This is a genomic window from Collinsella tanakaei (assembly GCF_016902615.1).
Lineage (GTDB): Bacteria > Actinomycetota > Coriobacteriia > Coriobacteriales > Coriobacteriaceae > Collinsella > Collinsella tanakaei_A.
Genome location: NZ_JACJMB010000007.1, coordinates 43,632 through 64,494, shown reverse-complemented (window position 1 = coordinate 64,494; position 20,863 = coordinate 43,632). Strand labels below are relative to the sequence as shown.

General features: G+C 60.9%; 14 protein-coding genes and 1 tRNA gene. 7 read left to right on the top strand and 8 right to left on the bottom strand.

Annotated features, from left to right (window positions below; all coding sequences use genetic code 11):
• Positions 1-160: 160 nt before the first annotated feature.
• Positions 161-4,426, top strand: a complete 4,266-nt coding sequence (locus tag H6A21_RS03935) for a hypothetical protein (RefSeq protein WP_204560439.1) — start codon at positions 161-163, stop codon at positions 4,424-4,426.
• Positions 4,427-4,520: 94 nt separating this feature from the next.
• On the opposite strand, the gene H6A21_RS03930 is transcribed toward H6A21_RS03935, so the two are convergent.
• Positions 4,521-4,766 carry a glutaredoxin family protein gene (locus H6A21_RS03930; protein WP_204560437.1) on the bottom strand — a complete coding sequence of 82 codons (246 nt, stop codon included), beginning with the start codon at positions 4,764-4,766 and terminating at the stop codon, positions 4,521-4,523.
• Positions 4,767-4,962: 196 nt separating this feature from the next.
• On the opposite strand from H6A21_RS03930, the gene H6A21_RS03925 reads away from it, so the two are divergent.
• A complete protein-coding gene (locus tag H6A21_RS03925; RefSeq protein ID WP_204560435.1) occupies positions 4,963-5,139 on the top strand; it encodes a hypothetical protein in 177 nt (58 codons plus the stop codon).
• Positions 5,140-5,158: 19 nt separating this feature from the next.
• Here the strand turns inward: H6A21_RS03925 and H6A21_RS03920 are convergent, their stop codons facing one another.
• The 5 genes from H6A21_RS03920 to H6A21_RS03900 form a co-directional block, all read right to left on the bottom strand.
• Positions 5,159-5,911, bottom strand: a complete 753-nt coding sequence (locus H6A21_RS03920; RefSeq protein ID WP_204560433.1) for a class B sortase — start codon at positions 5,909-5,911, stop codon at positions 5,159-5,161.
• The gene (locus tag H6A21_RS03915; RefSeq protein ID WP_204560431.1) at positions 5,912-7,210 is read right to left on the bottom strand and encodes an InlB B-repeat-containing protein; all 1,299 of its coding nucleotides are present in this window, start codon (positions 7,208-7,210) and stop codon (positions 5,912-5,914) included.
• 371 nt (positions 7,211-7,581) lie between these two features.
• On the bottom strand, positions 7,582-8,190 hold the full coding sequence (locus H6A21_RS03910; RefSeq protein ID WP_204560429.1) for a hypothetical protein: 609 nt from the start codon (positions 8,188-8,190) through the stop codon (positions 7,582-7,584).
• Between the two features lie 46 nt (positions 8,191-8,236).
• Positions 8,237-8,743: a hypothetical protein gene (locus tag H6A21_RS03905; protein WP_204560427.1), complete on the bottom strand. Its 507-nt coding sequence runs from the start codon at positions 8,741-8,743 to the stop codon at positions 8,237-8,239.
• 5 nt (positions 8,744-8,748) lie between these two features.
• Complete coding sequence (locus tag H6A21_RS03900; protein ID WP_204560426.1) at positions 8,749-12,858, bottom strand: MSCRAMM family protein; 4,110 nt, start codon at positions 12,856-12,858, stop codon at positions 8,749-8,751.
• Between the two features lie 319 nt (positions 12,859-13,177).
• Between H6A21_RS03900 and H6A21_RS03895 the strand changes: the two genes are divergently transcribed.
• Both H6A21_RS03895 and purB read left to right on the top strand, forming a co-directional pair.
• Positions 13,178-13,252: transfer RNA gene (locus H6A21_RS03895), tRNA-Gly, on the top strand.
• 189 nt (positions 13,253-13,441) lie between these two features.
• Positions 13,442-14,785: an adenylosuccinate lyase gene (gene purB, locus H6A21_RS03890; RefSeq protein WP_204560424.1), complete on the top strand. Its 1,344-nt coding sequence runs from the start codon at positions 13,442-13,444 to the stop codon at positions 14,783-14,785.
• A 210-nt stretch (positions 14,786-14,995) separates the two neighbouring features.
• Here purB and H6A21_RS11215 read toward each other — a convergent pair whose 3' ends face one another.
• Positions 14,996-16,549: a LuxR C-terminal-related transcriptional regulator gene (locus H6A21_RS11215; protein WP_204560422.1), complete on the bottom strand. Its 1,554-nt coding sequence runs from the start codon at positions 16,547-16,549 to the stop codon at positions 14,996-14,998.
• A gap of 120 nt (positions 16,550-16,669) precedes the next feature.
• On the opposite strand from H6A21_RS11215, the gene H6A21_RS03880 reads away from it, so the two are divergent.
• Positions 16,670-17,449, top strand: a complete 780-nt coding sequence (locus H6A21_RS03880) for a hypothetical protein (RefSeq protein ID WP_204560420.1) — start codon at positions 16,670-16,672, stop codon at positions 17,447-17,449.
• Positions 17,450-17,495: 46 nt separating this feature from the next.
• Positions 17,496-18,086, top strand: a complete 591-nt coding sequence (locus H6A21_RS03875; protein ID WP_204560418.1) for an iron-sulfur cluster assembly scaffold protein — start codon at positions 17,496-17,498, stop codon at positions 18,084-18,086.
• Positions 18,087-18,231: 145 nt separating this feature from the next.
• On the opposite strand, the gene H6A21_RS03870 is transcribed toward H6A21_RS03875, so the two are convergent.
• Positions 18,232-19,596, bottom strand: coding sequence for a coproporphyrinogen III oxidase family protein (locus H6A21_RS03870; protein ID WP_204560417.1), 1,365 nt, complete (start codon positions 19,594-19,596; stop codon positions 18,232-18,234).
• Positions 19,597-20,134: 538 nt separating this feature from the next.
• Between H6A21_RS03870 and H6A21_RS03865 the strand changes: the two genes are divergently transcribed.
• Positions 20,135-20,857 carry a 4Fe-4S binding protein gene (locus H6A21_RS03865; RefSeq protein WP_204560415.1) on the top strand — a complete coding sequence of 241 codons (723 nt, stop codon included), beginning with the start codon at positions 20,135-20,137 and terminating at the stop codon, positions 20,855-20,857.
• The last annotated feature ends 6 nt before the right edge of the window (positions 20,858-20,863 follow it).

Sequence of the window (20,863 nt, the reverse complement as noted above, 5' to 3'; positions counted from 1 at the left end):
TTCTAGTCGATGTGAAGATAGGTGGATGAACGGGTGGCAGAACGCCGCGAGAGGTATGTGCTGCTGCGGGGTCCGAGAGTTCAGGGTATACTTTCGACTATATATGGGCGGATGTCTGCGCATCCGTCCGCATATTAGGACATAACGATGTGGAGCCCGCATGGCGAATACTCAGAAATACTTGAACCACCTGCTTCAGAGCGTCGGTATCACCCCCGCATGCAGCGAGGAGGAGCGCGCCGCCGCTGAGGAGATCGCGCGCATCTTTTCCAACCACGGCTTTGAACCCGAGGTTCAGGAGTTTACGTCATCGTCCTCATCCAAGCTGGTGCGGGCGGTGCTGTGCCTGTTGCTGTTCATCGGCGTGCTGCTGACGGGCTTCGGCGGTGCGATCGGGCTCGTCGGCACGCTGCTCGTTGTCGTCTGCGGCGTGCTGTTCATGCTCGAGCGCTTCGGTCGCATGACCTTCCCGCGCATCGGTGCGGGCGGTCTTTCTCAGAACGTCATTGCGTATCACAAGGCAGCGGGCCCTCTGGCCTCGCCGCGCAACCGCCCCGTCGTCGTGGTGGCGCACTACGATTCGCCTCGTGCCGACTTCCTGGCGCAGATGCCGTTTGCCGCTTATCGCCCGATCCTGGTGAAGCTGCTGCCGTTCGCGATGGTCATTCCCGTGGCCGTCGCCATCGTGCGCCTGCTCCCCATCCCGACGGTCGCGAGCCTCATCCTGTGGATCGTGGCCCTGCTGATTTCGCTCGTGCCGCTTGTGAGCGCGCTTTCCGTGCTCGCGAACCGTTACGTGCTGCCCTACACGAGCGGCGCGGTGTGCAACAAATCCTCCGTTGCGGCGATGCTTGGCGTCATGGACGCCGTCTCGCCGTTCAAGGGTGCTAAGGAGTTCCCGGAGGACATGCCGTTTGCCGCCTACATGGCCGAGCAGCGTCGCGAGTTCAACGATGCCTTCATGGAGGCCGCGGCCGCAAACGGTCAGGCTCCCGTGATCGAGCGCGGCGTGTCCGAGGAGACCTTCGAGGAGGAGCCGGACGAGGACGCGCAGCAGCAGACCCGGTTCCCCCTTGCACCTGAGGCGACTGACGAGTCCGACCAGGACGAGGTCATTCCGCTCACGGGTGCGACGGTGCAGATGCCCGCGGTCGATTTGCCCGGGCCGATTGACGCGCCGGTCGACGTGTCACCCAACGAGGGTGCCCAGGCCGCGCTCGATTCGCTCGATAGGGCGCCCGCGCCGGTCGAGGATGAGCCCGAGACGGAAGAGGAAATTCCTGCTGAAGAGGCTCCTGCTGCCGAGCCCGTTGAGCAGGTTGCCGAGGAGACCTACGAGGAGGAGCCGCCGCTCGTCAACGACGCCGGTTGCATCCGTTTCGGTCTCGACACGCTGCGTGGCCTCGGCATGGTGCCCGAGACCTGCGTCATCGAGTACGAGCCGAATGCACTGCCCAAGCCGAAGCCCAAGGCGGTGCTGAATTTCAAGATTCGTCAGACCGCGCCGAAGCTCGAGCCCGAGCCTGTGCTCGAGCCCGCGCCTGTGCCTGCAGCCAGCGCTGCGGTCCCGGCAGCTCCGGTTGCCGAGCAGGCGCCTCGCGCCATCGCGGACGTGCCGGTTCCACAGCCCGTTTCTGAACCGGTGCTCGATTCCGCCCCTGTTGCTCCGTCTGCCCCCATCGATGTCGCCCCGGTCGCTGAGGTTCAGCAGCCTGTTGCGCCCGCAGCGTACGCTGAGGAGGACGACTTCGAATCCGATGTGGCCGCTCCCGCTGAGGAGGCATACGACTACGCAGCCGAGGCTGAGGCGGACGATGCGTACGACGCCTATGAAGAGGGGGCCGATGGGGCTCCTATGGGCTATGAGGAGGTCGACGTTCCCGGCTACACGGCCTCGACGTATGGTCAGCAGGACGCTGCTGTGTATGTTCCCGACGAGGATGAGGACGAGGACGCCTGGGAGGACGATCTCGATGTGCCGATGGAGGCCATCTTCGAGACCGTCGATGACGAGGATGACTCTGAAGACTACGACGAGGACGAGATTGTCGTCACAGACGGTGACGAGGATGCCTCCGTCGACGATGGCGAGCCTACCGATGACGATGCGTACGACTACGACGAAGCCCAGGAGGCGCTGTACGACGAGGTCCTCGACGAGGATGAGGGCGAGGATGCCGAGATCGACGAGGAGGATATGTTCCCTGTCGACGAGGTGGAAAACGAAGAGGAGTACGACGAATTCGCTGCCGACGACGATGACGCCATCGAGGATGAGGTCGAAACCGAAGATGACGCTGAGGTCGAATCCTACGAGCAGCTCGAGGAGTCTGCCGAGGACCCTGAGGTCGCCGAGCAGGATGCCGGTGAGGAGTACGTCGCCGAGGATACCTGTAGCTATGAAGAGGTGGAGGAGCCCGAGGTTACCGAGGTACAGACCAACGAGGTCGACCCCTTTGCTGCCGGTCCCGATGCGGATGGCGACGCAGAGGAGAAGCTCTACAGCCCCTTCTCGAACGTGAACGTGGAGCATCTGCCGTTCGAGCAGCAGGAAGACGGATCGTGGACCATCGGTGCTGTCGACGATGCGTCCGCTGCTGCGGTCGAGCCTGACGCCACGGCTGTCATGGCCGCGCTCTCCGATCCCGACGCCATCGAGACCGAGTACGTGGAGCCTGTTATCGAAGAGGCTGACGTCGAGATTCTCGATGATGCCGATGAGGAGGCTGTCGAGGAGCCTGCGCAGACGGAGGAGGCTGAAACGGAGCAGACCGAGGAGGCCGACGAGGAGGAGGAACAGCCCGTCGAGGACATCGATTTCGATGAGTCGATGTTCGATTTCGAGCCCCTCGCCGAGGATCTCGACATCATGGAGGCTATCTACGAACCCGTTGACGAAGAGGATGATTCTGCCGAGGTGGTCGATGGGGACGAAGTCGTCTTCGGCGCGACGGAGGACGGTCAGCCCCACCTTGACCACACCGTCGAGTTCAAGGTTCCGGTGCTTACCGATGAGCCCTCTGACGTTGCCGAGCCTGAGCCCGAGCTTTCCGAGATTTCTGTCGAGGATTCCGCTGAGCAGCCCGTGGAGACGGTCGAGGAGCTCGTCTTCGACCAGGTTGCTGTGCCCGAGCCTGTTCAGATTGACGAGACCCCCGAAGTCACCGCGGTTGAAACCGCGGCTTCTGATCAGGATGTCGCCGCCATCGAGCCCGAACCCGTCTCTGTACCCGTTGCCGAAACCGAGCCCGTGCCGGCTTCCGAGCCCGTGCGTCACGAGATTCGCAGCATACCGAACCTGCCGCTTGTCGAGACGGACGAGACTGCTCCCGAATCTGCGGAGAAGCCGCTGGCGGGCAGCACGCAGCTGTTCGATATGGCGAGCGTCATCGATCGAACCATGCCCGCCGTACCCGATGTACCTGAGGCTCCGCGAGAGACCGAGACGGTCGATTCGATCATGTCCGAGATCGAGCATGATATCCCGCAGCGCCGTCAGCGCTCCATTAAGCTGCCGGATATCACGCCGACCGGCGATGCCGTCCCGCAGAATCGCAGCCGTTCGCCCCTGTTCGACCTGCCCGATCCTGCGGCGGCGAAGATCGACCCGCTGGCGAGCTCGAGCAGCTCGGTCACCTCTTCGAGTGCAAAGGGCGGAACGGCTCAGTTCACGGTTGTGAGCTCTGAGGAAACCCCGAAGCCCTCGTCTGGCTCCTTCGAGACCATTTCTGCTCCCTCGCCGACGCAGGGCAAGAAGAGGCGCGGCCTCGGCGGTCTGTTCGGACGCAAGAAGAAGCGTGACGAGGAAAGCATGAGCGAGTGGCTCGGCGTCGATGACGACTATGATGCCAAGAGCTCCGGTCGCAATATCGGCTCGTGGGATAAGTTCAACGGCGACGACAGCTGGAAGGGTGGCGCCGCGAGCGACGGTACCCTCACCGAGGACGAGCTGCGCGGTGCTGTCGCCTCGCTGGGCGACGATGAGCTACTCGGACACGACATCTGGTTCGTGGCAACTGGATCGTCCGAGAACGGCAACGCCGGTATCCGCGAGTTCCTCGATGCGCATCGTGACAAGCTGCGCGGTGTGTTCCTGATCAACCTCGAGTGCATCGGCGCCGGTCGTCTGGCCATGCTGAAGACGGAGGGCGAGCGCCGGGTCCTCAAGGGCGATAAGCGCATCATGGGTCTCATCTCGCGCGTATCGTCTGACTTCCACCACGAGATCGGGTCCGTCGATATGCCGTATCTCGACACGGACGCGCACGCGGCGATGGAGATGAGCTTGCGTGCTTGCACGCTTGCTGGTGTCGAGGGACCGAGCTTAGCGTGCTCGCACAGCCAAGAGGACATCTCGCTGAACGTCGACACGTCGAACATCGCACTTGCTGCCGATGTGATTACCGAGGTCATTCGCCGTTCGTAGGAACAGCGCATCGGTACATGAAAAGCGGTCGCATCCTTTAGGGGATGCGACCGCTTTCTCATATCTACCGAAAATGTTGTGCGCGGTCGATCTGCTAGCAGTCGAATATCTTGCTGAGATGCTCGATGATGTCGGCGGATTCGTAGAGGGGGACGCCATCGATGAACAAGCAGGGCACCTGGCGCTTGCCACCTACCGCAATAAGGGTTTGCTCCGCATCGTGATCCGTGGTGATGTCCTTCAGGGGAATGTTGATACCGTGCTCGTCGAGCCATGTTGTCACACGACGGCAGTACGGGCATCCGGGCATGATGTACAGCTCATATGAGGTTTCGGCCATGCTGGTCTCCTCTCGTTTCGGGAACATGAGCGTGATGTGGCTCTCATACCCAAAAATCAGGGTATAGACTCTGCAGCGTACGTCCGTCTCCATATGGGCTGCATCTCGTTTTTCCGAAGTGTGCCTGCCATGGAACGCTGGGCGGCGAGGATTGCTGGTAGTATACGGTGCATGGAAGATGACTTCGGGAGGGCTTGTGTTCTCATTCATCAGGAGACATTGGGTACTCTATCTGGTTGGGATTGTCATCGCCGTCGCCTTGGGACTCGGCCTTGCGTATTTTGTCGGCATCAAGGGGTCGACACCTGAGTCCGTGCATGCGGCGGAGGTCGCCGCGGAGTCCGGTGAGGCTTCGGCGGCCGATGCGTCCTGAGTTGCATAGAGCTTGCGGCCTATCGTGATGCTGTATCCGGCGAAACAAACACTGTAAGGGTTCTGGTTCTTCCGCCCGCTTGCGCTTCCGAGCAGGTGACAAGCGTGAGGACGCGCGCTGCGCGCTCGATGAGCGTCTTGGCATCGGGCGAGGTGGCCTCGGCGCGCTTTGACAGGCTGATGAGCCAAGAGCGCATCTCGCCCTCGTTGGCAAAGGTGAATCGTTGGATTTCCGAATCCGATGCATCGACGCTCAAGGCGAAGAGGGGATCGAATGTTGTTGCCGTGCCGTTTCGAGTGTCCCATGTTGCCGCCCCGATGCTGTCGAACACCTCTTGCTGACGGGTCTCGGAAAGCTCGCTGAACATCTGGTCGGTTCCTTGCATATGGTGACCGAACACCATAAGGTGCTGTCCTGTGAGGTCGCAACGCCGGTCGAGGTAGGGGCACCCTAGGGGATCCCATTCTCCCCAAACATTATGGGAGAGGTACCAGTCACGGGGGAGATTCGCGACGGGTTGGACGACAGGGTAGGAGATATGCGTTCCTTCCACCTCAAGCCATGCGGCAATGTGCTCAGTGATCGCGTCCTGTGGTGCGCTATCTGGTTGTCCGGCACGCGATGACGCATCAAACAGACTGGCTGCGCGAAGGTTCTCATACGCCCGCTCGCTGATGATGCTGCGAGCGAAGAGGATCGCGATCGACATGACACAGACCACGCTGATGAACAGGGCGCCCATGTGGATGGCGCGCCGAATGAGTCGCATCATCTATTCCGCCTCGAACGTGAAACTCACCAAGCAGAGTTCTTGGGGTGATTGAGCTGCTGCGGCGATAAGTTCGGCGTTGAGCTCTGCGTCAAACGGTGCGACGTTCCAGGTGAGGTTCTTGGAAGCGTTGGCATCGATCGAGAACCCTGGTCCCCCGTCTTCGGTCGACCACGCAACGCTTTCGCCGTCAAGCAGTTCGACTGCGGTGTTCGGCGCCTGTTGCAACACCTCGATGCTGGAGGTGCGCACGGGGATTGACGACCTATTCTCGATGGCGTAACTATCGTTTGTGACAACCTCTCCTGACGGGAGAAGCGTACATGCGACTGTCGTCGGTACGCGAACCGTGATGACCGGTTCGTAGACGGGCTGCACGACCATGTCGCTGTGTATCTGCGTCAGATCCTGATCCCAACCGCAGGAGGCATACCCCTCGATATCGGGTATAGCGGGCGGTGCTGCATCTGCACCATCATCGACAACGACGCGATCGAGTTCAACGCCGTCGCGGTCGAGGAAGACGACTGTCCAGACCTTGGTGAATGTTGCGGCGACGCAATGATCATCATCGACGTTGTTGAACGTGAACGACGAAATCGGTCCATAGGGCGTGCCATCGATGAGGACCTGCTCGGTGCGGTATCCAGCGTCTGGTGTGATGGTGCAAGCAAAGGATGAGCCCGGTTTCGCATAGGTCGGTTTGTCGGGATTGATGCTCCCGCCCTCGGTGACGCTCGGAGTAATGACATAGGGGACATAGACGTAGAAGTCCCACCCCGCCTTCGTTTGCGTGCCGCCGCGAAACGGTATCTCGATACTTGTGATGTGGTGCACGCCGCCCTTGGAGAGTCGGAAGGAGGTGCCTTGGCTAATGCTTTCGCCCTTACCGGCCTCCTCTCTATTCTCAGGAATAGATGCAACCTCAACGCCGTCGCAATAAATGGTTTTCGTCGTGGTCCACATGACGGTAGGGAGGCTGATGTTATAAATGGTCGTTTTGATTTCGATCAAGATGTTGCCCTGATCGTCAGGCTCTGCCGCGATGCGGTACTCGTTTACCTGCTTTGCCCCGTTGATGACCTCTGAGTCATCCTGGATCCATATGCCGGTCGGACTCTCCTCTATGGTGCGTGCAAGGGACATGGTTCGAGGAGTGGCGTCGACGGGAGGTCGGAGCCCATAGTAGTCGGCGATATCGGCAAGGTCGCTGGCGTAAGAGCTTATCGGCTGCAAAGCGATTGCGAGCAGACAAGCGAGGAGGAGGACCGCCCCACGGGTCGTGTGAATGATTCGATTCATGAAGCGGTCCCCTTTCCTTCCGGTTTGGTTACTGGCGCTGACGCGATGGGCTTTCCGATGTCGCTGCGAAGAGCGCACATGACCCGCATGCGGCGATAGCGAGCATGGCGAGAGGGTTGTTGACGCCGGTCTGCGCCAGGTCACCAGTTGGGCTGCTGGCGTTTCCCGTCGTTGCGGGTTTCGACGAGGTCGCCTTGTCCTGGTCGGTTTGCGGCGAATCGACGCCGGTGATGGTGACATCGGTTGCGCCTGATCCCGAGTCGGGTGTGATGTTTGGTGTGACCGTCTGCCCCGCCCACGCTGGCTGTGCGCCGAAGAGAAGTGGTGCGCATCCAGCAATCAGGCAAATCCGGGCAGCGATATCTCGGAGGCTAGCTGCTCTGCGCATCATGGTGCTGACCAGCCTCGATGGTCCACGTGATCGTCGCCGCCTTTACGCCGCCATCGAGGGAGAGATCCTGCGTCGTGTTTGAGATATTGCCCGCCGCATTCAGTTCGAGCGATGAGCTTTCTGAATTAGCAAATCCCATATCCCAAGCTGCATCTCCCGACAGGTCGATTCCACCTGGGTGAGACGCTTCGTATGCGGATCTGGCATTCATGTTTGGACCAACCTTAAAGCTGATTGAATTGTTGACGCCAGATGTCGTTGCTTCCTCTACAAGCGTCCAGGGCGATTCAGCGCTCACCGCCATATTGGTTACGTGGATGGCGAAAATCGAGCGGTTTTCGATTACAAGGTTTTCGGGATTCGCCGCTTGAAGCTTACCGTCCGGCATGGCGGCAAAGGCAATGACGGTGGGGACAGTAAATTCTAGGTTGCCATCCGCTGCCGCAACGGTTACCTCTGTTGTGTTCTTATCGCCGTCATCTGAGAATGCAGCGAATGCCGCTCCCGGGGCGAGGAGCGCCGCCGATGCGCTGAGCGCGCAGGCGCAAGCGGTGCAACGTCGCAAAGCTCGATGCATCTGTTCTTTCATGGTCAATCCCTTTCTCTTCGCGGCATCGTCGGTTACCGATGCCTGATTACGAGGCTGATGCCTCATTGACCGCGATGTTGACCCGCATGGGGCTGCCGTGATCTTCACCTGTTTCCTGGTCGACGGCTTGGATTTCGATGCTGGCGGACCCAGGTTCCAATCCGTTCACGTGGCAGGTTTCAATCTTTCGTCCCGGATTCAGCTGGTCCGATGTGTAGAGAACCTCGTCGTTCTGAATGATTGAGAATCGCTGGGCGAACCTGTTCTCGGAAACGTTGATGACGTTCACCCTGACCGTGCCGTCAGCCTGAATCGTTGCGTTCGGGGCAACTGAGATGGTCATCATGTTTTCGCGTGCTGACCGGTTGAGCTCCTCAATGATCTCCTCGCGGGTCAGTCCTTCGTAATCGCCGATGGTGGTGCCAACCTGCCCCCTGTCTGTGCCCACGAAGCGCCAGATGAGGCATCCGAGGCAGATAAGCGCGACAAGCAGTGCGCCAATTATTGCGATGCGCCGAGCGGTCGGCTTTCTCGATGTGTCACGTGAAACCATGATGATTACCATCTCCTTCGAGTGCTACGCGTGGTGCGGTGAGATCCTCCCCGGACGACGGAGATTGCGCTGACGCCTGCGGCAGTCGCGGCGACCATAAGAAACCCTCTGATTGAAAGCCCCGTTTGATCGAGGTCCCACGTTGCGGCTCCGGCTGTCTGCGTGACGCGGTCGGTGTCGTGAGCTTCCAGCCCATCTCCTCCGCCACTTCGATACAAATCGACCGATGCTGTGTTAGAGAGTTCCGCGCCATCGCGAAACGCATCGGTGGTTGCGAGGCGGACAACAAAAGGCTGAGAGGTATCCTGCTCGCCGCTCTGGACGGGGGTGAACGAGTCATTCGAATCTTTCAGGTCCGAGCGGTCCCAGGTTTGTGGGCTCGTGGAGAAGTCGGCCTCCACCGCACCGAATTCCAATCGAATCGCGACGATGCGTTCTCCCTCTTGAAGTTCCAGATCATCGGCGGAGACGGCGTTGTCATGGGAGCATTCCACGTTTTCCTTCAGGAGCCTCCAGCCCTGGTAGTCGAGTGCCCGGGCATCTTCACCGATGGACATCTGAATCGCCTGGTCTTCAAGCTGCGGGTTGGCGTGTCCGTCGTCGAGCGTCGCGTTGGCATCCGATGCCTCGGGTCCTTCCGACCCGCCTTCGGTCCGGTACCAGACGTTGACCAGGCCATCGACATCACCGGTGACATCAGGCAACCGGATGGTCTCGACCTCGGCGATACCATCTGCTGCCGCCTCAATCTCGTCGGTGACGGTGAATTCGTCGACCCAGGTGTCGCTGAGATTTCGGAAGTCGATGCTGTAGGAGACGAGCCTTCCTGCCCCTCCCTCGTCATCTAGGAGTTCCTGTCGCTTATCGACCTGCCCGCAGATGAGGGGTGCCTCGTCGTACATGGTGACTGTCTGCACGCTGGCTGTTTCTTTGACGGTGAATTCGAGCTTGGTGTCCTCGATGTAGGTGCCCTCCGCAGTTTTCTCAGCAAGAACGTAGGACCCTGGTGCGATGCCCTCGATGCGGTGGGGAGCTGCTTCAGTCGTCCAGCTGTCGACAGCTTGGTCCTCGCTATCGAGCACGACGAGCTGTGAACCGACGACGAACGATTCGTCAAGTTTGCTGCGCTTGGATATGTCGACCTTGGTGCAGTCATTGGCAATATGGACCGGCAGGTTCGCTTGGCCATCGATCAATCCGTTTTCGTCGATGGTGAACGTGAGCCCATCGGAGTCCGAGACATAGCCGGCAGGAGCCTTGATTTCTATAAGGCGATAGGTTCCCGACTCAAGATGAAGCGCACTGCATGTACCGGTCTCGTCGGTCACGTACTGTGTGGCGGCATCGGTGTCGCTTCCGTCATCGGACGGTGTCGACTCGTCCTCGTCGGTTGCTGCATCGTCATTGTTTCCGGAGGGTCGGTTGACGGACGGCTCCGTGGCCTGGTCGGCATCAGCTTCATCGTCTGGCGCATCTTCGACAGGGTCGCCGTCTTCTGCGGAAGCGTTCGTTTCCGCCGCATTTTCGACGTCCTCCATTCGCTCATTTTCTGCGTCGGCTTCGACATCCTCTCCTTCGGTGGAGTCGTCACTGTCTGGCGCGGTCTCATCGGTGCTGTCGTTGCTGTCTGGTGCTTGCTCGTCGTCCTGTACGGGGACGATATTGAACGTCGCGCCGGCAAGTACTTTTGTCTTGTCATGCGCGCTGACTTTGCTGATCGTGATGCCGGTCGCCTCGGAGACCGCCTCGATGCGGGCCTCGACGTCAGGTGTCTGCTGATCCTGGTAGGCGAGTTCGAACGGAATGGGCTCTGTGTTGAGGGCGTGGCCGGGTGCCGCTTCGGTCTGTACGAGGGTGTAACCGGTGCGTTCCCCTCCCAGGGGCAGGCCTTCGATGTGGGCTGTGCCGTCGGCGCCGGTGGTCGCATGTCCTGCGACCTGGCCGGCAGGAACCAAAACCGTGCCGTCGGGGGCGACGATATCGCTCTGCGCGACGATGTCGTACTCAGCGCCGGCAAGTGGTTGCCCGTCGACGGAGCAGATGTTCGTGATCGTGGCCGATCCGGTGGCGGTGCTATCCGCGACAGATACGGCTGCCTCGGGTGACCCCGTGTCCTCACTGATTTCGAGGACGGTGTCCTCTTGGGGAAGCACATAGGGTGCCACCGCATTCGTCTCGCGAATGCGATAGGTGCCTGCGCGCAGGTATGCAGGTAGCGTTACCTGGCCCGTCTCATCAGTCGTGAACGTGTCGGATGCCGGTGCCTCGGGGTACCAGGCACTCTCATCGAGCGGCTGCCCCGTGCCGTCGAGCACGGTGAAGGAGAAGCCGGCCTGGGTTACGGGGTGGCCCGTTGCGGCGTCGGTTTTGACGATGGTGACGCGAGAGGTGACCATCGTGTTGGTCACGGCGAAGTGAAGCGTTGCGCCGTTGACGAGGTCCTCGGGTTTGATGGTCCAGTCCTCAAGTGCGGTGAATCCCTCAGGCGTGGTTGCGGGGTCTTCGTGCACCGTGTAGCCCGCGGCGTCGAAAGGCAGTGCTCCGGCAGCGTCTGCAGGGCGTGTGCCCGCGCCCATCCACATGTCAGCGCTCGTTGCCATGCCCTGTTCGTCGGTGGTCAGCGTGCCAACGACCTCATGCGTCGTGTTGGAGATGATCTGGAAGCTGATGCCTTCGGCTGCGGTGGAGCCGTAGTCCGGATCGTCCGGCTGTCCGATATCGAGCGTCTTAATGAGTTCGATGTCGCACGCGATGGGAGTTTCGGGGAAGTCATTGGCAGGGGAGAGGGTAAACGGTTCACCGTTCTCGGCATCTTCCGGCGTTACCTCATAGGTCTTCACGCCGGTATCGAGTACATAACCGAGCGAGGGCCGGGTTTCGACAATCTGGAACTTACCCAGGGGAATGCCCTCGAGCGTCAGGTGGCCCTCGCTATCGGTTGCTCCGCTGGTGGCGAATCGATGGGTCGTGATGGAGGAGAGCGTATATTCTGCGCCCTCAAGCGATGCGCCCGGCTGCGCCGCTCCACCGGTTGCCGCATCCTTCTTGGTGATCTCGAAGGCGAAGGTGCGCGGGGTGCTTGTGAGCTCAACGGTTTGGGAGCTGGTGCCGGTGCTGAACGGAATGTGCTCGTTTGTGAGCTCGTAGCCGGTCGAGGCAGACGTTTCCACCGCGTAGTACGACGTGTTCGGCTCAAGCGCAAGCGTTGCCCGTCCATTCTCGTCGGTGGTTATGGTGTCGACAAGTTGTTCGCTATCGGCGAGGTAGACCTCGTACGTGGCGCCTTGCAGCGAGTACACCGAACTCAGTTCGGTGATGTCGGGTGCGCTGGACGTTTTCTGGAAGGTGACGGCAATCGTCTTCTTGGCAGTCACGAGGGCTTGGTAGCTCGCGGTGCCGTCGCTGTTGTTGACGGTGCGGTTGAGCCACAGGACGGCGCATCCGTCCTCGTCGCCACCAGCTCCCTCGTTGCGGTAGTCGACTGCGTCCTCATACAGGTCCATGGCAGCGGTTTTGACCTGCTCGTTCTCAAGGCGCTGCCAGCGCTCGAGGTACATCTTGTTGCCATGGGTCGCTTCGCTATCGGATGCGGTGTACCCCAGGATGTCCTCACGCTGGTTGCCGATGGCGAGCCAGACCGCAGCGGTGGTTGCCGCTTCGGACTGCTCCTCATCGAGCCCGTAGAGGGAGGTGACGGTTTCGCCGTCGTAGCCGTGATACATCACGTAATCGAGTTCGGGGATATCGAGATCGCCATGACGCTCGAGTTTCTGGCCCTCCTGCGGTGTGATGAGCCAGCCTTGCGCGCAGTATGCGACGGGAGTCGTCCCGTTGCTCGTCCGGACGAAGCTTCCCGCCCCGCCATACGAGTAGGGGTTGGGGATGAGCGAATCCACGACGATGGATTGCGGGTCTGCCCAAGCGGCGTGCGGATATGCTGCAAGGACGATGCCCACGAACGCAATGACGCACAACAGGATGGCGCCGATCAACGATTTCACGGATGCGCTGATGCGGTCGAGCACACGCAGGGGCGGTTTCGCCATTTCGTTCGGTATCAGGTGACGGAATGCGGCGGCGTTCAATCGGTTGCCGCCGCAAGTCGATGGACTCATATCGGACCTCCTTCACAGACTGGTGAGGGAGATCGTAGAAGGGCGTACTTGGTGGATATCCCGCCGGTTCTGCCATATGTCGAACGCGCTTCCGTCTGCGGTCCTAAACATTTCCAACAATGCAGGTCAGATCCCTCATCGGGTGGTTTTAGAGGCATTGGCGGCAGATGGTCGATGCCAGCTGCAGCGCACGCGCACAAAACCAGCAAGGTGAGCCGATTTCATGCTGTTCGAGTTTGTTTCCCATTCGAAACCTTGTCCCGTGAAAACGGGCGGGCTATACTATCCCTTACGTCGGTTAGCCCCGGCGAACGCATATGCGGGCATCGCCAAGTGGTAAGGCATCAGCTTCCCAAGCTGACACTCGCGGGTTCGAGTCCCGTTGCCCGCTCCAGTACATGACGAGGTCCCCAGCGATGGGGACCTTTTGTTGTGCGTGCGCCGCCATGACTCGAACCGCGAGGTCGCAGGCCGTGCAAATCTGTCGAATGTGCCCGCCCCCAACGGCGAAGAGAAAAGAACGCCTGCGCCGCGTACAATAGAGAGGTACCAACAGCGTGCCAATACTCAAAAAGGAGCCGCCATGATCGACCGTTATACCCGTCCGGAGATGGGCCACATCTTCTCGCTGGAGAACAAGTACGCCATCTGGCAGGAGATCGAGGTGCTCGCATGCGAGGCGCAGGCAGAGCTCGGCAAGATCGGCATCACCAAGGAGGAGGCCGCTTGGATTCGCGAGCACGCCGCCTTCAACAAGGAAGAGGTCGACGCTATCGAGGCCGTGACCAACCACGATGTTATCTCCTTCCTCACCAACATGGGCGAGTATATCGACAAGGACGTCCCCGAGGGCGAGCCCAAGCCGAGCCGCTGGGTCCACTTCGGCATGACGAGCTCCGATCTGGGCGACACTGCCCTGTGCTATCAGCTCGTTCAGGCGACCGACATCCTGATTGAGGACTGCAAGAAGCTCGGCGAGATCTGCAAGCGCCGCGCGTTCGAGGAGCGCAACACCCTGTGCGTCGGCCGTACGCACGGCATCCATGCTGAACCCATGACGTTCGGCATGAAGTTCGGCAGCTGGGCCTGGGAGCTCAAGCGCGACCTCGATCGTCTGAAGGACGCTCGCGCCAACGTTGCCTTCGGCGCCATCTCCGGTGCGGTGGGCACCTACTCCTCCATCGACCCCTTCGTGGAGGAGTATGTCTGCGAGCACCTGGGCCTTGTTCACGATCCGCTGTCCACCCAGGTTATCAGCCGCGATCACCACGCATATCTCGCCGGCGTGCTCGCCACGACGGCAGCCACCTGCGAGCGCATCGCCACCGAAGTGCGTAACCTCCAGAAGACCGATACCCTCGAGGCCGAGGAGCCGTTCAAGAAGGGCCAGAAGGGCAGCTCGGCCATGCCGCATAAGCGCAACCCCATCACCATGGAGAAGGTCTGCGGCCTCTCCCGCGTGGTGAAGGCTAACGCACAGGTCGCCTTCGACAACGTGGCTCTGTGGCACGAGCGCGACATCTCGCACAGCTCTGCCGAGCGTGTGGCCCAGGCCGACAGCTTCATCGCCCTCGACCACATGTTCCAGTGTCTCATCCGCGTCATCGACGGCCTCATCCTCTACCCGGAGCAGATGAAGGCGAATCTCAACAAGACGCGCGGCCTGATTTTCTCCTCCAAGGTGCTGCTGGCGCTTGTCGAGACGGGCATCACGCGTGAGGAGGCCTACGCTATCGTCCAGGAGAACGCCATGGCAACGTGGCGCGAGGTGCAGCAGTGCGTGGCGGGCACGACGTTCCGCGAGAAGCTCGAGGCGGATCCGCGCTGCACGGTGCCGGCTGAGAAGCTCGACGAGATCTTCGATCCCTGGGACTTCTTGACCCGCATCGACCGTGTCTTCGATCGCCTGGAGCTGCTGGAGTTCTAGCTTCCATAATTGATGCTTACAGCGAGTCGTGATTGAGCGACCGCACCGTGCATATGCTGCGCGGTGCGGTCGTTTTCCTTGCGTGGTGCAGATAGAAGACTATGAGATAACATATCGTAGAATGTACGGTATACAGATCATGTATTCATAAACAGATTATCGGGGCATTTTCATGCGACATCGGTCCATTAGCGTGCGGGACCGGCGTATCTAGCGCTTGGGGCTTCCGTACTCGGCGATGTAGTCCAGGATCTCTTGGCGTGAATGGAGATCCGTCTTGTCGTAGATGCGCTTGATGTGCGTGTGCACCGTGTTCGGCGAAAGCTGCAGTTCCTCGCTTACGCGCGCTTGCGTGTGGCCGAGTGCGTAGAGGGTGAGAACCTCCACCTCGCGTCCGGTAAGGCCGAAACGTTGACCCATTTCCATGACGGAGGTGGCGATATGCACGTCGGGAGTCTGCTGGACCATGGGCGCCTGCTCCTGCGGTGCGATGGCGAGCACGCCCATGAGCGGGATGCGACGGATATCCTCCTCGGTTACGGGAGCTGCCGCCTGCTGGCGCTCGGCGCGCTCGGTGGGGGAGGCGAGCAGGCGGGTAAACACGACCTGCGCCGCTATGAGCACGAACAGGCTCATAATGGAGATGATGACCGGGGTGTTATCGGGGATGAGGCGGGTTATGACGGCATCCACGCGCATACCGGCAATGACCAGGATCGTCTTGGCGATCCAGGCGGCCGAGCAGTAGTAAAACGGGTCGCGCCAGCCGAAGCTGATGAACGCGATGGTGAGATACCAGACAAAGGCATTCAGGATGAGCGATGAGCTCATGACGAACGCGGCACCGACCGAGACCGTCTTGGGCCACACGGCGAAAAAGATGGCGCCCAGGGCGATGAAGATCTGCATCACGACCCAGATGCTCGTCGTGATGGCGCGCATGCGCGAGGCAAGGCCGAAGCGGATCCACTGGAGGGACACGCCGACGACGAACAGCAGGACCATGAAGCGGGGGACGGTGCTCATGTAGATGGCGTCTCCCGCGGAAAAGCCCAGTCCCATGCCCATGGGGATGGAGATGCACCAGATGCCAAGGGCAGCGACGGCAAGGAAGCTGCGGTTGGAGAAGCGGTCCTCGTTGGTGCCGAAATACGACTCGGACACGGCGGGGAAGGGGTCGCCCGCCGCGCCCAGCACACGGGATGCGCGAACGGCGGTGAACTGCGCGTAACTGAGGAGCATACCCGCGGTGTACCACACGACCTCGCTTGAGAAGCTAAGCACGAAGGTGATGAACTCGGAGAGGGCGAGTGCGCAAAACACGACGATGACTGCGGCCTGGGCGGACGTACCGCGCAGCTTGCGGAGCCAGTAGAACTTGAGGAAGGTGGACCCGAGCGCGACGCCGGTTTGCAGGATGACGGACAGTTCGAACGCGATTTGGGTCCCCTGGGCGGAGAGCAGCGCGAGCGCGAGGCAGCAGAGCGCAGCGATATGCGTGGAAGCGAGCACGAACACCGAGACGAATCGCTTCGTGAATCGTTTCACCATGAGCGTTGCCAAGAAGAGGCACCCGCACATGAGAGCGGCGATGACCATGGACGTGCCGTTGAACGTCGCCGCGCCCGTGGTTCGATGCGCCTGCTGGACGACGATGTTGATGGTCGTCGATGCGAGCGCGAGCCCCACGATGGAGGGGATGAGAACCCGGTAGGTCTCAAACGAGATCGGCGGCATCGCCTGGTTGTCCTCGCGTTGCGGCACCTCTACCCCCATACCCTGTGCGAAAGGTCTCTGTCACCTGTTTTAGGCGATATAAAAGTATAGCTTGTACTACACTGAACCATGCTGATTCGAATACGGGACTTTGCGAGGTGAACAAGAGTGCAGGAGCAGTCTAAGGAGCTGGCCGGCCCCGCATCTCTCGACAACGAGGCGGTCGCGGCGGCGCCTGTCGGCGCTCCCGAGGTCACACCCGAGGAGCTTGAGCGCATCCATGCCCAGAACGCCTTCATCCGCGCCATGGACGAGGCGCTGACCGATGTGCGTCAGCGGTCGTACGAGGGCAAGCTCACGAAGTCATCGCGCTGGCGCAAGCTTGCGCTCGCGCCCGCCGGCATGGATGGCCGTGCGTTCGAGGAGCAGGTGCTCACCTATATCGAGACGCATGAGCATGCCGAGGATACGCCGGCCATGGGCAAGCTGGTGGCGCCCAAGCCGCTGACGGTCCAGCTGGAGGGGGCCGATGTCTCTCCCGACGAGCCGCTGCCCGAGCTCGACGTGACCGATTTGGTGCTTATCTTCGGCAAGAAGGGCATCTACCTGTACTCCAAGGCGCTGATGTCCCACAGCTTCGCTCACGCGCTCTACCAGACCGCTGAGAACAGCGCGGTTGCGACCTTCGTCGATGTCGTGCGCAGCGAGTCGAAGAACTACCCGCGCCCCGTGTCGATCGGTTCGTTCATGAACGCGCCGTACCTGTGGGCGAAGTCGAAGACGCTCGAGGTATTCGAGCAGGTGCAGCAGTCCGGTTCGTTCGATGACATCCATATGGTGCGCACGAGCATGAACGAGCCGTATTTCTACTCCACCCTCTACCTGTCCGACGCCCAGGGAAAGGCGTTGGCGGAATGGTACGGCGTGGAGAAGGGGATGAACCCGTAGGCGCGATTGCGCCCGCGATGAGGGAAATTCGAAAGAGGAGAGACCCATGCCCAAGCGGAAACTGACCGAGGACACGCCCTTCCTGCGTACCCCCGATATGTATCAGATTGAAAACGACGCGCCGATCACCGAGTATTCCGATAAGCTGCTCGACCTGATCGCCGACACCCCCAACGGGGGCATGCCCGATGGCGCGAACGCCTTCTGCAGCGTGGGCAAGGAGAAGCGCGGCACAGTTCAGATGCAGCTGTTTGCCGTCATCGATCCTGAGACCGAGACGTTCGGGCCGGTGGGATTCAGGAGCCACGGTTGCCTGGCTGCCATCGGCAGTGCGGCGGCGCTGGCCGAGATGCTGCCGGGCAAGACGTTCGCCGAAGCGCTCGCCATCACGAAAGACGAGATCAAGGAGCGTCTGGGTGGGGTTCCGGCATCCAAGATGTACACCCTGATTCTGGCCACCTGTGCGGTCAAGGCGGTGATCGGCGACTATCTCATTCGCGTGAAGCGTGCGCAGGCGGAGCTCGATGAGCTCTTTACCTGCGAGATCCTGTCCGTCGACTGCATCATCACCGAGAACTGCTCGCTGCGCGACGAGCGCGTCGACGAGTACATGCGCGCCTGCGGGGAAATCGAGTAGACGAGGGACCTCTTTTCGAAGGTGTCTCCATGGGGGGCGGGGTAGTTTGGTGCCATGCGGGCGCGGTCGCGCCCGCATGGCACCAAACTACCCCGTCCCCCATGGAGACACCGCACTGAACAGGTGTTTTGATGTCAGCTTCGTTTTAGTTGGCGCGATGCTCCGCCGCATCGGCTGCACGCGCGGCGGCGATCTGACGCTCGGCGGAGTCCGAGAACATCTTGCGCTCGTTTGCCGGCAGCTGCGTACGCAGACGATCGCGCTCGGTGTTCATGCCGATGAAGATCTGACGCATCATGACAAGGACCAGGTAGCGTCCGCGGCGTGTGAGCGTGAGCTCGTCGGCGTTGTTCGTGGCGAACGCGCCGTTCGCGGCGAGGTAGCCGTACTCGATCGGCATGTCGTACTGGATGTACTTGCCATAGTCGCGGCGCCAAGCGCGGTTGTCGAGACGCAGGCCGAACAGCTCACGTCCCATGCGGTAGCGCTTCCAGTTGGCGTGACCCATCTCGATGCAAGAGGCGACGCTCATGTTGCCGCTCTCGATGCGCTGGATATAGCCGGATACCGAGGAATCGTTGTTGAAGATGTGCTCGTCGAGGAACGAGTACGCACCGCATCCGGCGCCGACGTACTCGGCGTAGTCCACGACGTACTCGTCGATCATGGCGTTGCGGTCGGCGGCGAACGTGTAGACGTCGGTGGCAAAGAATCCGGCGCCCCCTTCGCTTACGGGCGCGGTCATGCGGTCGAAGAGCGTGTTGTAGAGCGTCTTCTCCAGGCTGTAGTCGACCTGCCCGTGGAAGCAGGTCTCCATGAGCTTCTCCGAGCCGGGCGACGCCATGAGCGGGTAGTAGGTGATCTGGTTCGCACCGGTTGTCTTGAAGACGTCGATATCGTGCAGGATCATCTCCGGGGTCTGACCGGGGAAGTTGAAGATCATGTCGACGTTGAACGTGTCGAACATGTCATGGACGCTCTGGATGCGTTCGACAATCTCAGCGGCGCTGCCGTACTTCTCGTAGCGGTCCATACGCTTGAGCAGCGTGTCGTCGAAGCTCTGGACACCTACCGAGAAGCGCTGCACCATGCGCGAGATGCGCTCCAGGCGCTTGCGGTCGAGGTGCGGCGGGTTGGTCTCGCTGGAGACCTCCTTGATGGTGGGGAAAAGCTCGCGCATGTAGTCGATGGTGCGCTCGAGCTCATCCATCATGATGGTGGGCGTGCCGCCGCCGATATAGGCGCTCGGCGGCTCGTAGCCCAAGTCGTGGATCATCTTGAGCTCGGCGCGCAGGGCCTCGAAATAGCGGCGTGCAAGGTCCTCCTTGAACGGGAAGCGCGTGAAGGAGCAGTAGGGGCATAGCACGTCGCAGAACGGGACGTGCACGTAGAGCAGATACTCATGACCGTGTTGCGGCGCGGGGACCATGGGGCTGACCGCGTTCTTGGAGCGCAGCAGATGCGTCGCGCCGAAACCGATGGTCTTCGAGAGCAAGCGTTCAGAGAGCATTGGCGTATACCTCCTGCGGGGCGTGCCCGCGTGTGACAACTCTCCCATTTTGCCACACTCCCTGCGGACGTACGGCGTAAGAAGCCGGAGCGCCCCGCGACGGTGACGCGAACCGTCTGCGTCTCTATGCACCAGCGCAGTGTTGTGGTGCGGATGTGGTTCGGTGCCATTGAATCAGCGCAGGTAAAATGCATGACGTATATGGCGTTTCGCGCAGAGCTATCCGCATATCTGGTTCGGTCAAATGATGTGATGGCATGGTGCGCGCGTCGATTTCGCTGACGGAATCCTCCACCCATCAGCTCGGTGGGAGATAGGCCTCACCCGCAGGTAATCGGCATACCCTCTTCCAGGTGACAGCCAAATCGTCCATTTTTCGCCGCCTGGGTCAAATTACCCATAAGGAGGTGACGGTATACGCGCGCGCATAGAGAAAATAGTGTGGACATGTTATGGCGCACATCGCCGTGCGCTATGTCGTGAAACGGGTCCGGCGTCTGCCCTGGGCGCCGCGGCCGAAGACCGAAAAGGGGGGACTATGAAAGAGAACACCGCTTTGGAGCATGTGGGCTCCGGCGCGGACCGTCTCGACTCCTTCTTCACCCGTCGCGGGTTCGTGAAGGTATCGAGCGCGTTCGTGGCCAGCATGGTGGCGCTGGGGCTGCTCCCCGACTCCGCTGCAGCGGCTCCGACGAGTTCGAAGGGCAAGATCGACTACTATGCGACCCCGTCTCACGTGCTGAAGGTGAACCGCTCCAAGTGCACCGGTTGCCAGCGCTGCGAGATGAGCTGCACCCTTCTGAACGACGGTGTGGCGCAGCCGGCGGCTGCCCGCATCCACGTGAACGACGGCTACTTCTACGGTAGCGAGCTCGGCAGTGGCGACGGCATCTACTACTCCATGGAGTGGAATGTCCGCACCTGCCACATGTGCACCACCGCCCTGTGCCAGACCGCCTGCCCGCACGGCGCCATCGTCACGAACGACAACGGCGTGCGTGAGGTCGATCCCGAGAAGTGCGTCGGCTGCGGCACCTGTGTTGCCGCCTGCCCGTGGCACATGCCCACGGTGAACACCGTGACCGGCAAGTCTTCCAAGTGCATCGCCTGCGGTCGCTGCGCCGAGCAGTGCCCGAACGGCGCCCTGGAGCTTGTCGAGTGGGAGGACGTCAACCACGCTTCCGGCCCAACCCGTCAGGAGAATCCGCTGCCGCTCGTCAGCGAGGAGCAGGACTTCGTCGCCGGCGGCAAGATCGCGTAACGTAGA

Bases quoted from the DNA above. Each gene is read 5' to 3' on its own strand.
- H6A21_RS03935 (WP_204560439.1), top strand. From the start codon at position 161: ATGGCGAATACTCAGAAATACTTGAACCACCTGCTTCAGAGCGTCGGT.
- H6A21_RS03870 (WP_204560417.1), bottom strand. From the start codon at position 19,596: ATGCTCTCTGAACGCTTGCTCTCGAAGACCATCGGTTTCGGCGCGACG.
- H6A21_RS03915 (WP_204560431.1), bottom strand. From the start codon at position 7,210: ATGAATCGAATCATTCACACGACCCGTGGGGCGGTCCTCCTCCTCGCT.
- H6A21_RS03875 (WP_204560418.1), top strand. From the start codon at position 17,496: ATGCCCAAGCGGAAACTGACCGAGGACACGCCCTTCCTGCGTACCCCC.
- H6A21_RS03900 (WP_204560426.1), bottom strand. From the start codon at position 12,858: ATGAGTCCATCGACTTGCGGCGGCAACCGATTGAACGCCGCCGCATTC.
- H6A21_RS03920 (WP_204560433.1), bottom strand. From the start codon at position 5,911: ATGATGCGACTCATTCGGCGCGCCATCCACATGGGCGCCCTGTTCATC.
- H6A21_RS03865 (WP_204560415.1), top strand. From the start codon at position 20,135: ATGAAAGAGAACACCGCTTTGGAGCATGTGGGCTCCGGCGCGGACCGT.
- H6A21_RS03930 (WP_204560437.1), bottom strand. From the start codon at position 4,766: ATGGCCGAAACCTCATATGAGCTGTACATCATGCCCGGATGCCCGTAC.
- purB (WP_204560424.1), top strand. From the start codon at position 13,442: ATGATCGACCGTTATACCCGTCCGGAGATGGGCCACATCTTCTCGCTG.
- H6A21_RS03910 (WP_204560429.1), bottom strand. From the start codon at position 8,190: ATGAAAGAACAGATGCATCGAGCTTTGCGACGTTGCACCGCTTGCGCC.
- H6A21_RS03905 (WP_204560427.1), bottom strand. From the start codon at position 8,743: ATGGTTTCACGTGACACATCGAGAAAGCCGACCGCTCGGCGCATCGCA.